A 13,680-nucleotide genomic window follows, 5' to 3' on the forward strand; every position below is an offset into this window, starting at 1 on the left:
GGTCGGCGATCATAGGGGGCCTTGGTCCCGGTCGAACCGCAACCGGTGGTCCACCACGTCCCGGGCCACATCCACCGCCGTACGCCCGTGCGCGAACGCGTGTGCCCGCAGCCGTGCCAGTGCCTCGCCCGTGCCGGCGCCCAGCTGGGCCATGATCATTCCGGTGGCCTGGTAGATCTGGTCCTGGTCGGCGGCGAGGCCGCTCAGCCATCGCTCGTCGCCGGGGTCGCCCGCCTCCTCCGCGCGCGGCAGCGCCATCAGCGCCACGGTCATCATTGCGGCCACCACCCGCGCCGTGCGCAGGTCCCGGTCGGTCAGGTCGCCGGGCGTATCGCGATAGAGGTCCAGCGTCCCCACGCACACCGAGTCGTTGCCGAGCGGCATCGAGTACACCGCCCGCACCCCGGCGGCCGTGGCCTGCTGGGCGAAGACCGGCCAGCGCAGGACGTCCCGCCCCGCAGTGAGGTCGCGCGCGAGCACGGCCCTGCCGCTCTCCACGGCGGACTGGCAGGGACCGTCGCCCAGGGTGGCCTGGATCTCGGTCACATAGGCGGCCTGCGCACTGCTCGCGCCCAGTTGTACGGGCATGCCGTCGCTGTGCAACGACACGCTCGCGCAGGTCACGGGCAGCAGCTCGACGGCGACATCGCACAGCCGCGCCGGGATCTCGCCGGGTCCCACCCCGCGCACGCTCTCGGCGAGCGCGTCGGCGGCACCGGTCCGCTCCCGCCCTGCCTCACCACGGTGATCGTCTCTGGGCCGCACGGCAGCCTCCTCACCTTGCGCGGCCTGCGTGGTCCAGGGCCTCCGCGGCCGCCCCACCGCTCGCCCCGGACGACGCCCGACTACCCCTGGCCCGTACGGCGAAACCCCGCCGACCGCCACTGCGCAAGGGGCGCGGGGAACTGCGCCACCAGCCCCCACCGGCCCGCGACCTGATGCACGGCTCTCCCCGGCGGAGCGCTAGCGCCTCTCGTACGGGTTCGCCGGCTGCGCGACCCGCCGTACCGAGGCGGCGTCCAGGACCGGCGGCCACGCTCCGTCCGTGCCGAGACTGCCCTTGGGGTGCCAGGTGCCGGTGACGGTGACCCAGGCGTCGGCGGGCGGGGCGTCCGCGCCCCGGATCTCGACCTTGTTGGTGGTGGCGTCGGCCGCGCAGCAGGAGACGAGGAGGCGGGTGACGTACCAGGTGCCGTCGTCGTCCCGGGTGACGAACCCGGTCAGCCGGACCGTACGGCCCGTCAGCGACCGTCCGCTGTCGTAGATCGCCCGGGAGCTGAACTCCGCGAGCGTCAGCGCCACCGGGCCCCCGGCCGGCAGCGCGGGAAAGGCCCCGACCCCTTGCGCGGCCCGCTGCGCCGCCTCGCGCCCGGCGCTGTAGGAGCCGAGGGCGGGGGGCGGGAAGAGCAGGAGGGCGAGGGCGGGGAGGGCGAGGAGCCAGGCGATACGGGGGGCGTGGTGGCCGCCATGCGCGCCGTGCGGTTCCTGTTCCCGTCGCCCGGCGACCGCCGCCGCCACCCCCAGCAGCACCAGCAGGAACCCGGACACGACCAGGTAGGGCCGTAGCCCCGCCTGCACGTACCGCAGGTACAGCTCGCTGAGGAGTGAGATCCGCAGGATCGCCGCCCCCGTCAGGAGCAGCAGTACCGCCGGCCCGTACCGCCTCACAGCAGCCACCACCCCACCAGCGCGCTGCTCGCCACGGCCGCCACCCACGTCACGGACGAGAACCACAGGGCGAAGGACCGGCCGAACGTCCCCGCCTGCAGGGCGATCAGCTTCAGGTCGACCATCGGGCCGACCACCATGAACGCCAGTCGCGCGGTCGGCGAGAAGCCGCTCAGCGACGCGGCGACGAACGCGTCCGCCTCGCTGCACACGCACAGCACGACCGCCAGCAGGGCCAGGAGCAGCACCGACAGCCAGGGCGAGCCGGTGAAGAGGTCCAGTACCGAGCGCGGCATCGCGATGTTGAAGGTCGCCGCGGCCGCCGCGCCGAGGACGAGGAAGCCGCCCGCGTGCAGGAAGTCGTGCTGGAGGCCGGCGGTGAAGGCGCGCAGTCCGGTGGCGGCCGGGTCGGCGTGCCGCTTCGGTGGGCGCAGCCACTCGTCGCGGCCGAACCGGGCCCACAGCCAGCCCATCACCACCGCCGTGGCCAGCGAGGCGACCAGCCGGGCGAGGACCATCCGCGGCTGCCCGGGGAAGGCGACGGACGTGGCCACCAGGACGACCGGGTTGACGGCGGGCGCGGAGAGGAGGAAGGCGAGGGCGGCCGCGGGGGCGACCCCGCGCCGCATCAGGCTCCCGGCCACCGGCACGGACGCGCACTCGCACCCCGGCAGGAAGACACCGGCCGCCCCGGCGACGGGTACCGCGAGCGCCTGGTTGCGGGGCAGCAGACGGCTGAAGACCCGCTCCGGCACGAACGCCCCGATCGCCGCCGAGACGACCGTGCCGAGCAGCAGGAAGGGCACGCCCTGCACCGCGATCGCCGTGAAGACGGTCCACCAGGCGGCGACGGGCGGGGTGTAGAGGTCGAGGGCGAGCGTGGGGCCGAGGACGGAGACGACCGTGGCGATGGCGAGGAGCGCGGCGCCGCCGACGACGGCGTACACGAGCGCGCGTACGACGAGCCGCAGCCCGTCGGCCGTCGTCCGCGCGGTCCGCTGGTTGTCCACGTGCCCGTCCCCACCTGTCCGGATGTCCCGCGCAGCCAATCGGGACGACCTGTGGGCCGGCTTGGGCTGGTTACAGAGGGGGCTGTGCGGGTGCGGGTCCGAGGGTGGTGGTGCCGGGGGCCGTACGGTGGCCGAGTCCCGTCCGGTACGCGTCCAGCGCCGCCTCCACCCTTCCGGTACGGCGGAGCAGATCGCCGAGCAGCCGGCACAGGTCGGCCAGGTCACCGGCCGCGCCGGCGCGCTCCAGCAGGCTCAGGGCGCGGACGTAGTGCTCCTCGGCGGCCTCGGTGTCGCGGGCGTCCTCGGCGATGATGCCGAGGAGGCGGTGGGCGGCGGCGGAGTGCAGGGCGCCGCGTTCGGGGTTGAGGTCGCTGAGGACCTCGTGGAGGAGGGCGGCGGCCTCGTCGGACTTGCCGCGGCGGTGCAGTACGTCGGCGAGTTCGACGGCGACCTGGCTGGTGTAGAGGGCGGCGCGCTTGGCGGTCAGCATGGTCTGGGCCTCGCGCAGTTCGGCCTCGGCGCGCTCCAGGTCGCCGTTCTGGGCGTAGAGGTAGCCGCGCATCCAGTGGCAGTTGGCGAGTTCGGTGCGGATCTGGAGCTGCCGGTACAGCTCGGCGGCCTTGGCGAGGGAGGCGTCGGCCTCGGCGACCCGGCCTTCGGCTAGCAGGGTGCGGGCGACGGACCGGTGCATGCGGGCGACCAGGGCGGGGTCCCCGGCCTGCGGGGCGAGGGCGAGGGCGTACTCGGCGGCCTGGGCGGCGCGGGCGTGGGCGCCCATGTCCATGTAGGGGCCGATGACGCTGGCGTAGAGCAGGAGGAGGGCGTCGGGGTCGTGCAGTCCGCCGCGGTTGAGCTCGTCGAGGGTGGACTCGATGAGGTAGACGGCGTAGCGCAGCTCGCCGGCGAGGTAGTGCGACACGGCCCGGCCGCGCAGCGCGGGCACCCGGGCGGGCAGCGGGGCGCCGGCGTCCGCGAGGACCTGCTCTGCGCGCTCGAAGTACCGCCGGGCGGAGTCGATTTCGCCGACGTCGATGTCGCACTCGCCGAGCCCGAGCAGCGCCGCCGCCCGTTCCTCGGGGAACCCGTGCGCGTCCGCCTCCGCGAGCAGCGCGGTGTACTGCTCGGCCGCGGCCTCGGCGTCGCCGGTGGCGAGGGCGCGCTGGGCCTCGGTCAGTCGCATCCGCAGGGTGGTGACGAGGTGCGCGGGCCGTCCGGTGGCGAGCTCCTCGAAGGCGACGCCGAGCCGGTCGGCGATGTGCCGCAGCGCCTCGTCGGAGGCGCGGACCCGGCCGGCCTCCAGGGTGGAGATGTACGCGGGGGTGTACGCCGGCTCCGCCAACTGTCGCTGCGTCAGCCCACGATCGGCCCGCAACTGCTGCACTCTTCGCCCGATCGTCCCAGGATCATCACGGTCCGACACGCTCAACGCCCCCAACTCCCCCTGTACCCCTTGCCGTTCGACTCCGACAGCCCATAGGTTAAACCGCGTATTAAACGTGGTTAACACCTGGCTGTTGCGAGGTCGCCGTGCAGGAACCCACCAGCACCACCGGGCGCTACACCCGAGGTCTCGCCGCGGCGGTGGTCGCCGTGGCAACCCTGATCCTGGCAGCCAACACGGGCCCCGCCCGAGCGGCGGAACCGCCCCGGACAGAGCAACCGACCCAGCATGTCATCCCGGTGTCGCCGACGCCGTAGATCTCACCGAGCAACCGCACCACGACCACTGCCCGCACGGGGGACCCGCCTTGCCGACCCATGTCCATGACCACGCCGACCCCCACGCCCGCATCCCCGGGACCACGACCCCGGGAACGGTCGTCCTGCTCAACGGAACCTCCAGCTCCGGCAAGAGCAGCATCGCCCGCGCGCTCCTCGACGTCCTCGACGGCACCTGGTTCCACCTGCCGGTGGACGCCTTCCACGCGATGCGCGGCGGCAGCCCTCTCGCCGACGAGGACCTCCAGGCCGAGATCGACCGCACCGCCAAGGGCTTCCACCGCGCGGTCGCCGGTATGGCCGCGGGCGGTAACAACCTGGTCGTCGACTACCCGCTCAGCCGCCGCTGGCGGTTGCTGGACCTCCTCGATCTGCTCGTGCCCGAGGACACGGTCCTGATCGGCGTCCGCTGCCCGCTGCCGGAGCTGGAGCGCCGGGAACGCGAACGAGGCGACCGCCAACCGGGCCTCGCCGCGCTGCAGTTCGACCAGGTCCACTCCCACGGCCCGCACGACCTCGACGTCCACACCGACCTCCTCACCCCGGCCGAATGCGCCCTCCACATCCGCGACTTCCTGCCGGACCGGCCTCGCCCGACCGCGTTCGAGGAGCTCCGGCGCAAACTGCGGGAGTAGAGCGGCGGATCGCCGGTGCAGACCCATGGTCCGGCCGCCGTCAACCGGATCCGCACACCTTGCGGAACGGTACATCGGGTACGTACGTCCGCCACTGCGCCCGCGTCAGGCCGCCGCCCGCGCGTGTGCAGACCTTCGTGACCGCCCGTTCGGTGTCCACCGCGTACCGCTGGAGGGGCACATGCGCGCTCCCGGCGTACAGGGTGCCGCTGTCGGCGCTGAAGGCGAGGGCCTTGAGGGCCTCCCCAGGCGTCGGCAGTGGCCCCCCGAGCGGCTGCTGTGTCTCCGTGTCCCAGAGCTGGAGGGTGCCCGCGTCGCCGCCGACCGCGAGGGTGCGGCCGTCGGGGCTGAGGGCGAGGGCGCCGACCGCTTCCGGGGTGTCGCCGAGCGGGGCGGGAAAGACGTTGCGCAGGACGCGGGCCCGGTGGCGGACGTCGCCGTCCCAGAGGGCGGCCCGGCCGGTCTGGTCGCCCGCCGCCAGCACCCCGCCGTCGGGGCTGAAGGCAAGCGCACTGACCTGGTCGCCCTGGACGAGATCCTGGGGCCGGCCGGGACCGGAGGGCAGTTGTGCCACCGGGACGTCGTGGGACCGGTCAGGTCGAGGGTGTGGACGGTCCCTCCTTCCATGTACCGCAGGACGGCGCTCGTGGTCCCAGGCGAGGCAGTCGTAGAGGTGCTGGTTGTTGAGGGAGTGGCGGAAGACGGGTGCGGAGGGGGCCGTCAGACGCCAGACGCGGACCTCGTCGGAGCCGGCCGTGGCCAGGAAGGAGCCGTCCCGACTGATGGTCGCGTACTGCACACCGCGCTCGTCGACCGTGGCGAGGGCCCGTCCGGAGCGGATGTCCCAGACCCGCACCGCGCCCTCGGTCACGACGGCGAAGCGGTCGTTGTTGCCATAGCCGAACCCCACGAAGGACTCGCCGCACAAGGCGCCGGCCTTCTGCCACGCCCCGGGCAGCGTGCGGTGCACGGCGCCGTCCCAGACCTGCGGTGCGCGGGTCTTTCGGGTCGCGCCATTGCCGCCCCCACTTCCGTACGCTCGGCGGCTTTCGTACGGCTTTCGTACGTGGCTCAGGTGACAACGACGTGACGGGAACCCGGCGTGGAGGGGCGGTGCGGGACCGAGGTACCACTACTTCCGCCAGACCAAGGACCCGGTCCTCAACACGACGATGACGATGTACCCGGGCCGCACGTACCAGTTCCAGATCCAGCAGTTCTACAGCGGGGCCTGGCACACCACGGCCACCGAGTGCTTCGGGCTGGACCGCTACGGCAAGGAATCCGTCCTCCTGGACGACAACCCGCCCACGGGCGCCCGCTTCCGGATCCGCTCCTCCTACGTCGACCCGACGTCGGGCGACAACGTCAACACGACGACGTACGGCGGCTGGAAGTACTTCACCTTCACCCGCTGAACCGTCATCACCGAACCGTCAGCACCGAACCGTCAGCTGCTGACCTGCAGCTGCCGTAGCTGTCGATGGATGTTCTCCAGGGCGCCGCGCCGGCGCCCCGGCACCCGGCTCCTCAACTCCACGAGGACGGGCCCCAGTTCGCGTGCGAGGGCCGTGTCGTGGATCTGCCCCCACTGGTGGTGGGCGCGGTCCACCGCGGCCTCCACCGCGGGCGCGTCCGGGGCCTGTCCGGCGGAGAGCCGGGAGGAGGCGACCGTCAGCCAGGTGCGGCAGCTGCGCACCGGGTCCCCGGCCAGCATCGCCAGGTCCGCGCGGACCTCGCCCCAGTGCAGGGCCTCCTCGGAGGCGTGGCCATGGGTGTGGACGGCGGTCTGCTCGTGCCGGGCGGCCAGCGCGTCGGCGTCACCGTGCCGGCCCGCCTGGACGGCGCTGGTGATGGCGGTGTGCGGGTCGCTCGGCACGGGGCCCTGCGCGGTCAGCACGATGTCGATGCCGACGCCGCCCTCGGGCGCGATCCGCTGCAACGCCAACTGGTGCAACTGGTCGAGGGGCGGGCGGTGTCCGCTGCGCAGCAGGGTCGCGACCGACTTCATGTACGCCGGGCCCGCCAGGGTCCGCCGGTTCGGCGGTGGCGCGATCCGGCCGTAGACGGCGTGGTCGCGGCCCGAGTCGAGGGGGTTCGCGAGCAGCCACTGCCAGGTCTCGTGGTCGGCGTGCAGATCGAGGACCAGCGAGGTGGAACCCGGTGCGCGCAGGCGCAGTTCCTCGCGGATCCAGTGCCAGGGAAAGCCGTTGTAGCGGACGGTCGACGGGGTGGACCGGGCCAGCGCCAGGTGGGGCAGGTGCTGGCGACGGTCCAGTTGCAGCTGGCCGGCGACGAAGACGGTGAGCGGGCCGGGGGCGACCGCCGCGGCGCGCAGGCGGGTGAGGACGGCCTGCGGTTCCAGGGGGTCGGCGAGTTCGACGACGTTGGCGGTGTCCGTGCCGGACAGCACCGCGGGCGGGACCGCCGCGAGGATGGGGAGCACGGAGGCGGCGTCCACCAGAGAGCCCCTGCCCGCCGGTGAGGCGGCGAGCAACAGCACTGTTCCGGGCATCGGTCCCTCCCCATCCCCCGTCGATCACGTACGGCAGCACCGTAACCGCTGCGGCTGCAAAGAGGGGATCTCAGGGCTGCAAACGTCCGTTTCCGTCCCCATTCCCCGCACCGGCCGTCCGCCGTACCGCGAACACCGTCGTGTCGTCGGACAGATGCCCTCTGCAGTGCCGCAACGTGCTCTCCCGCACGAAGTCGACCAGGCGCCGGGGCTGCGCGATGTCCGGGTCGGCGGCGACGGCCTTGGCGACCTCGGTCTCCAGCGGGAAGAAGACGCCGTCGCCGTCCCGGGCCTCGGTCACGCCGTCCGTGGTCAGCAGCAGGGTCTCGCCGGGCCGCAGGGGCACCCGCCGCACGGGCGGCGGACCGTCGGCGGGGGCCAGTTCGCCGTAGCCGAGGGGCAGGGCGTGGCCGGGCGGCAGGGGCTCCACGCCGTCGGGGCCGACGACGAGCGGACCGTCGTGGCCGAGGACGACGGCCTCGATCGTGTCCGGCTCCTCCTCGGGAAAGCCGATCAGGACGGCGGTGGCGAACCGGTCTTCCTCCGCCCTGCCCAGAGCCGCACGCAGGCGGATGTGCCGCAGCAGACGCTCCTCCAGCAGTACGGCGACCTTCGCCAGGTCCGGCTCGTGGTAGGCGCTCTCACGGAAGGTGCCGAGCAGCGCGGCCGCCGCCTCCACGGCCCCCAGCCCCTTGCCCTGGACGTCGCCCAGGATGACGCGGGTGCCGTGCAGGCCGATCTGGATGTCGTAGAAGTCTCCGCCGACCCTGGCCTCGCTGTCGGCGGCGAGATAGACGGCCGCGTGCTCCAGGCCGCCCCAGCCCGGCGGCAGCGGACGCAGCACCGTACGGCGGACGGTGGCGGTGACATCCTGCATGTGCAGCATGCGCCGCTCACCGCGCACGCGGACCACGCAGGCCGCCGTCGCGAGGACGCCGCCGATGCCGGCGAGGACGAGGTCGGGCAGACCGGCCTGGTACTCGTGCGGCAGGACGGCGTCGGCGGCGAGGTAGGTGGTGGGTGCGAGTACCGCGAAGATCGCCGTTCCCCGCACCCCGCAGATCGCGGCGGCGATACCGGGCACGAGCACGGTCCAGGACAGGATCCGGAAGTCGCTGCTGGTCCTGAAGTCGACGGCCACGATGCCGACGAGCAGCACCAGCGGCGGCACCCAGGCAACGCTGTGACCGCGCACGCTCAGCAGCCCCGACCGGCGCGTGTCGCCCTGCGGGCCGGCTTCGCCGTCGCTTACGGCCCTCATGGGCTTCAGCGAAGCATGGCGTTCCACGCGCCGCATCCGGGTACCCGGGCCCCGTCCTCGAAGGCCGGACGGGCGGGATCGGCAGGCACCGCCGACTTGCCGGCCGACCGCCCCAGGTGTGCTCTGGATGGCGGGGGCGTGGCGAGAGAGGAGTGCTCTCATGGCTCATGCGGCACCGGCGCCCGGACGGGCCCGGCGGGTGGGTACGACCGGGTTGAGTGGTCTGCCCGATGTGTTCAGCGCGCGGACGCACCGCGTCGCGAGTGTGGCCATGCCGGTCGTCCTCGGCCTGGTCTACGGCTACTGGGCCGCGGCGAACCGGCGCTCCGGCGGGGAGATCACCGGCTGGAACCTGCTCTTCGGCTTCGTCACCGCGGCCGCGTTCATGGTGCTGTACGTCGCCGTGCGCTGGGTCTCCTCGCGGGTGATCCGGGAGGTGCACGCGGTCCTGTGGGCCGCCTTCGGGGGCGGCGCGTTCGGGTTCCTGTACAGCCAGGCCGGCAACACCGCCCTGAGGTCCTCGGCCATGGGGCTCGCGATCGGCGCGGCCTGCTTCGTCGTGCTGTTCTACCGCTACTACACGCACGAGGACGCCCAGGGCCACCGACGCTGATGAGCCACCCGTTCGGGTGAACGGTGCACGGGAGAGCGGAACAGTGCCGCCGTATGCAGGCACACCGCTGGCGCCCGGCCCGCGGTGACCTTTGCCTGAGAGGGTGTCCACCCGTCTGCGGAACGCCCTGTCGGCAGCGCTGATCGCCCTGTCGTGCCTCCTCGTGCCGTTCGGCGCGCTGGCGGCGTGGGTGACGTACGCGCTGGTCGACACGGGCCGGTATGTGACCGCGATGGCGCCGCTGGCCCACGATCCGGCGGTGCAGGGCGCTGTCGCGGACACCGTCGGGGCCGGAATCATGGACGCGGTCGGCGACAGACTGGACACGGCCCCCGTGTCCCCGGTGTCACCCGAGAGCGGCGCGGTGCGCCCCTTCGTGCAGGACGCCGTGCGCTCCTTCACCCGGACCGAGGCCTTCCGCACGGCGTGGGAAGCGGGCAACCGGGCCGTCCACGACGCGGTGCTCAGCGCCCTCCAGGACGGACGACACGGCACGGTCACCGTCGACCTCGCCCCGGTCACCGCCCAGGTCAAACGCCGGCTCACCGAGGACCGCATCCCGTTCGCGCACCACATCCCGGTCGAGCACACCGACGTCCCCGTGCTCCCGGCCCACGAGCTGGACCGGCTCAGGAAGGGGTACGACGTGCTCGAGGTCGCCGGGTTCTGGCTGCCCGTCTCGGCCGCCGCGCTCGCCGCGACCGGCATCGCCGTCGCCGCCTGCCGCCGCCGCGCGGTCACGGCGACCGCGCTGGGCACGGCTCTCGGCGGCGCACTCCTGCTCGTCGCCCTCGCGATCGGCCGCAGACTCACCCTGGCCGGCCTCGCCGAGGCGGCCCACCGCCCGGCCGCGGGCGCGGTCTACGACGCCCTGACCCAGACCCTGCGCACGGTGTCCTGGCTGCTGATCACCCTCGGCCTGACCGTGGCCCTCCTCTGCCGCCTCACGGACCTGCTCGCACGACGCCGCCGAGCGTCCGCAACGCCCGCCGCAGATCCGGCTCAGGAGCCGACGCGAGCCCGAGCCTGACGGCGTTCGGGGTCCGGTTCGGGTCGACGGCGAAGGCGGGACCGGGTGTCACGGCGATGCCGTGCGCGGCGGCAGCGGCCGTGAAGGTGTCCGCGCGCCACGGCGCGGGCAGCTCCCACCAGGCGAAATAGGCGCGCGGATCGGACCGTACGGCGAACCCGTGCAGTTCCTCGCCGACGATCCGCTGCCGGCGTGCCGCATCCGCCCGCTTCGCCGCGACCAGCCGCTCCACCGTCCCGTCCGCGATCCACCGCACGGCCGCCTCCAGCGCGAACCTCCCCGCACTCCACCCACCGGACCGCCCGGCCGCGGCCACCGTCTCGACCCGCTCCTCGGGTACGACGAGGAAGCCGACCGTGAGCCCGGGGGCGACGCGCTTGGAGAGGCCGTCGACGACATGGGTGAGGCCGGGCGCGTGGGCGGCGAGGGGGTCGTCGTCCGTGAGGAACGACCAGATGCGGTCCTCGATGACGGGGATGTCCAAGTCGGCTGCCGTATCGGCCAGTTGGCTTCTGCGCTCGGGGCTCGTCGTCACCGAGGTCGGGTTGTGCAGGGTCGGCTGAAGGTAGAGGGCGGCCAGCCCAGCCGTGCGGTGGGCGGCGGCGACGGACTGAGGGCGCGGACCGTCCGCGTCCGTGGCCAGCGGCACCAGGGTGATGCCGAGCCGGGCGGCGATCTCCTTGACCACGGGGTACGTCAGCGCCTCGACGCCGACCCGGCCGCCCGGCCGGACCAGGGAGGCGAGGGCGGCGGCGACGGCCTGGCGGGCGTTGCCGGTGAAGAGGATCCGGTCGGGGGCGGGGTGCCAGTCCGGGGTGGCGAGGAGGGCGGCCGCGGCCTGGCGGGCCTCGGGTGTGCCGGTGACGGGGGCTGGGCGGAGGGCATCGGTCAGGACGTCGGGGCGCAGGAGCGGCGCGAGGGCGGGGGCGAGAAGCTCCGACTGACCCGGAGCGGAGGGGTAGTTGAGCTCCAGGTTGACCGGCGCGGTGGTCGAGTTCTCGACCAGGGCCCGCCCGTTCCCCGCCGGAGCGGCCCGCACGAAGGTCCCACGGCCGACCTCGCCCACGACCAGCCCACGCCGTACGAGTTCGGCGTACACCCGCCCCGCGGTCGACCCGGCGATCCCGCGCCGCCGCGCGAACACCCGCTGCGGGGGCAGCCGTTCGCCCGGCCTGAGCCGTCCGGCGGCGATGTCGTCGGCCACGCGGTCGGCGAGACGCCGATAGTCGTCCACGAACTCCCCCATACACAGGCTCTCCAGATTGCACCGAGGGCAAAGATCTTATTGCACCGAGGAGTTGGGCCGATCTAGTGTCGTCCACATGAGCCCCTTCCTCGCATACGAGGACAAAGGAGCCGATACCGCATCGGCCCCCCTCGTCCTCGTCCACGGCCACCCCTTCGACCGCACGATGTGGGCCCCGCAGATCGAGACGTTCTCCGCCACCCGCCGGGTCGTCGCCCCCGACCTGCGCGGCTACGGCGCCTCACCGGTCGTCCCCGGAGTCACCCCGCTCTCCGCCTTCGCCGACGACATCGAGGCGCTGCTGGACGACCTGAGGGTGGAGACCTTCGTGCTGGCGGGCCTGTCGATGGGCGGCCAGATCGTCATGGAGTGCTACGCCCGCTTCCCCCACCGCATCCGGGGCCTGGTCCTCGCCGACACGTTCCCGGCGGCGGAGACGGCGGAAGGCAACAGGGCGCGCAACGCCATGGCGGACCGGCTGCTGCGCGAGGGCATGCGCGGATACGCCGACGAGGTGCTGGAGAAGATGGTCGCGCCGTACGCCGACGCCGGGGTCAAGGCCCACGTCCACCGCATGATGACGGCGGCCCCGCCCGAGGGCGCCGCGGCGGCCCTGCGCGGTCGCGCCGAACGCCCCGACTACCGTGACCTGCTCACCCGCGTCACGGTCCCCGCCCTGGTCGTCGTGGGCGCGGACGACACCTACACCCCCGTCTCCGACGCGGAGGCCATGCACGCGGCCCTCCCGGACTCTGCCCTGCGGGTGATCGAGGGCGCGGCTCACATGCCGAACCTGGAGCGGCCGGCGGAGTTCGACGAGGCGCTGGGGGAGCTCTTGGCGCGGGTGGACGGGTGATCCGTGCACGTGGCCGCCGCGCAACCTTCCTCCCATGACCCCCGTCTTTGAGGGAGGATTCGGGCATCCCACCCGCGAGCGGAAGGCCGGGACTTGGAGACTGCAGCTGCCGAGTGGACGGCTTCCCGGGACGGCGAGCCAGGACGACGGGCCGGGCACAGGCTCGGCAGATGGACGGCCGCCCTGCTGCTTCTGGGCGTCAGCGTGGTCGTCGGCTGCCGGGTCGCCGACATCGACGGCATCACCCCCGTCCCTCAGCTCCTCGGCTTCCTGCCGTGGCTGCTCGTGCCCACCGGCCTCGGGCTGCTGCTGGCGCTCTTCTCGCGCCGGTGGTCCGGCGTCGTATGGGCCGTCGCGCTCCTCGGACTGCTGGCCTGGTACATCGAGCCGTACGGGAAGACCGGCCGGCCGGGCGGGCCCCCGCTCGTCTCCTTCCGGGTGCTGACGTCGAACGTAGAGTTCGGGCAGGCCACCGACGCCCTGGCCGCCGCCGTCCGCCGTGAGCGGCCGGACATCGTGTTCGTCCAGGAGTGCGAGTACACCTGCGACGCCGGGCTCAGGGAAGCCCTCGGCGCCGACTATCCGCACCGGGCGGCGCAGGTCGAGGCCGGATCGGCGGGCTCGGTCGTCCTCAGCCGCTTCCCGCTCGACCCCGCCGACGGAGTCGACGGCACCATGGCCATGCCCGGCGCCGTCGCCGACGTGCGCGGACATGCCGTACGGCTCCAGCTCGCGCACCCCATGCCGCCGCTGCCCGGGCACGTCGACCTGTGGCGCCGGGAGCTAGGCGACCTGCGGGACTTCGCCGCCGAGAGCATCGGCGGCGACGGCAGGACCCCCGTCATCCTGGCCGGGGACTTGAACGCCTCCCAGGACCACGCCGCCTTCCGCCGCATCCTCGACGCCGGTCTGCGCGACGCCACCCGGCTCACCGGCGAGGACCGCACACCCAGCTGGCCGGCCCGTACCGCGCCGGCGTTCGGGGTGCAGATCGACCACGTGCTCCTCTCGGCCGACTTCTCCGCCCGCACCGCCCGCTTCCTCGACCTGCCGGACACCGACCACCGTGCCCTGCTCGTCGACGTCACCCTTCACCAGCGGCGATGAGGTCGACGACGAGCTGAACA

The 13,680-nt window shown here is 73.5% G+C and carries 14 protein-coding genes; 6 read left to right on the forward strand and 8 right to left on the reverse strand.

All coding sequences use genetic code 11. The annotated features are described in order from the left end of the window. Positions 1-9: 9 nt before the first annotated feature. The 4 genes from OHO27_RS19685 to OHO27_RS19700 form a co-directional block, all read right to left on the reverse strand. A complete protein-coding gene (locus OHO27_RS19685; RefSeq protein ID WP_328425708.1) occupies positions 10-765 on the reverse strand; it encodes a GAF and ANTAR domain-containing protein in 756 nt (251 codons plus the stop codon). A gap of 198 nt (positions 766-963) precedes the next feature. Further along, positions 964-1,668: a TIGR03943 family putative permease subunit gene (locus tag OHO27_RS19690; RefSeq protein ID WP_328430491.1), complete on the reverse strand. Its 705-nt coding sequence runs from the start codon at positions 1,666-1,668 to the stop codon at positions 964-966. Next, positions 1,665-2,678, reverse strand: coding sequence for a permease (locus tag OHO27_RS19695; RefSeq protein WP_328425710.1), 1,014 nt, complete (start codon positions 2,676-2,678; stop codon positions 1,665-1,667). The genes OHO27_RS19690 and OHO27_RS19695 overlap by 4 nt, the downstream gene beginning before the upstream one ends. 70 nt (positions 2,679-2,748) lie before the next feature. Next, a complete protein-coding gene (locus OHO27_RS19700; protein ID WP_328425712.1) occupies positions 2,749-4,098 on the reverse strand; it encodes a helix-turn-helix domain-containing protein in 1,350 nt (449 codons plus the stop codon). A gap of 328 nt (positions 4,099-4,426) precedes the next feature. On the opposite strand from OHO27_RS19700, the gene OHO27_RS19705 reads away from it, so the two are divergent. Then, positions 4,427-5,032, forward strand: coding sequence for a phosphotransferase-like protein (locus OHO27_RS19705; protein ID WP_328425714.1), 606 nt, complete (start codon positions 4,427-4,429; stop codon positions 5,030-5,032). Positions 5,033-5,072: 40 nt separating this feature from the next. Here the strand turns inward: OHO27_RS19705 and OHO27_RS19710 are convergent, their stop codons facing one another. Then, complete coding sequence (locus OHO27_RS19710; RefSeq protein WP_328425716.1) at positions 5,073-6,002, reverse strand: WD40 repeat domain-containing protein; 930 nt, start codon at positions 6,000-6,002, stop codon at positions 5,073-5,075. Positions 6,003-6,204: 202 nt separating this feature from the next. On the opposite strand from OHO27_RS19710, the gene OHO27_RS19715 reads away from it, so the two are divergent. Further along, positions 6,205-6,450 (forward strand): hypothetical protein, encoded by a 246-nt coding sequence (locus OHO27_RS19715; protein ID WP_328425718.1) that lies wholly within the window; start codon positions 6,205-6,207, stop codon positions 6,448-6,450. A 32-nt stretch (positions 6,451-6,482) separates the two neighbouring features. On the opposite strand, the gene OHO27_RS19720 is transcribed toward OHO27_RS19715, so the two are convergent. Together OHO27_RS19720 and OHO27_RS19725 are read right to left on the reverse strand one after the other, a co-directional pair. Then, positions 6,483-7,547 (reverse strand): hypothetical protein, encoded by a 1,065-nt coding sequence (locus tag OHO27_RS19720; protein WP_328425720.1) that lies wholly within the window; start codon positions 7,545-7,547, stop codon positions 6,483-6,485. 70 nt (positions 7,548-7,617) lie between these two features. Then, the gene (locus OHO27_RS19725) at positions 7,618-8,808 is read right to left on the reverse strand and encodes a PP2C family protein-serine/threonine phosphatase (protein WP_328425722.1); all 1,191 of its coding nucleotides are present in this window, start codon (positions 8,806-8,808) and stop codon (positions 7,618-7,620) included. A 160-nt stretch (positions 8,809-8,968) separates the two neighbouring features. On the opposite strand from OHO27_RS19725, the gene OHO27_RS19730 reads away from it, so the two are divergent. Together OHO27_RS19730 and OHO27_RS19735 are read left to right on the forward strand one after the other, a co-directional pair. After that, complete coding sequence (locus OHO27_RS19730) at positions 8,969-9,421, forward strand: hypothetical protein (RefSeq protein WP_328425724.1); 453 nt, start codon at positions 8,969-8,971, stop codon at positions 9,419-9,421. Positions 9,422-9,524: 103 nt separating this feature from the next. Then, complete coding sequence (locus tag OHO27_RS19735; protein WP_328425726.1) at positions 9,525-10,451, forward strand: hypothetical protein; 927 nt, start codon at positions 9,525-9,527, stop codon at positions 10,449-10,451. Here the strand turns inward: OHO27_RS19735 and OHO27_RS19740 are convergent. Further along, positions 10,366-11,685 (reverse strand): aminotransferase-like domain-containing protein, encoded by a 1,320-nt coding sequence (locus OHO27_RS19740; RefSeq protein ID WP_328430492.1) that lies wholly within the window; start codon positions 11,683-11,685, stop codon positions 10,366-10,368. The two genes, OHO27_RS19735 and OHO27_RS19740, sit on opposite strands and share 86 nt — an antisense overlap. 88 nt (positions 11,686-11,773) lie before the next feature. Between OHO27_RS19740 and OHO27_RS19745 the strand changes: the two genes are divergently transcribed. Together OHO27_RS19745 and OHO27_RS19750 are read left to right on the forward strand one after the other, a co-directional pair. After that, positions 11,774-12,553 (forward strand): alpha/beta fold hydrolase, encoded by a 780-nt coding sequence (locus OHO27_RS19745; protein ID WP_328425728.1) that lies wholly within the window; start codon positions 11,774-11,776, stop codon positions 12,551-12,553. 93 nt (positions 12,554-12,646) lie between these two features. Continuing rightward, positions 12,647-13,660: an endonuclease/exonuclease/phosphatase family protein gene (locus tag OHO27_RS19750; protein ID WP_328425730.1), complete on the forward strand. Its 1,014-nt coding sequence runs from the start codon at positions 12,647-12,649 to the stop codon at positions 13,658-13,660. Positions 13,661-13,680 lie beyond the last annotated feature (20 nt).

Source organism: Streptomyces sp. NBC_00443, assembly GCF_036014175.1.
GTDB lineage: Bacteria > Actinomycetota > Actinomycetes > Streptomycetales > Streptomycetaceae > Streptomyces.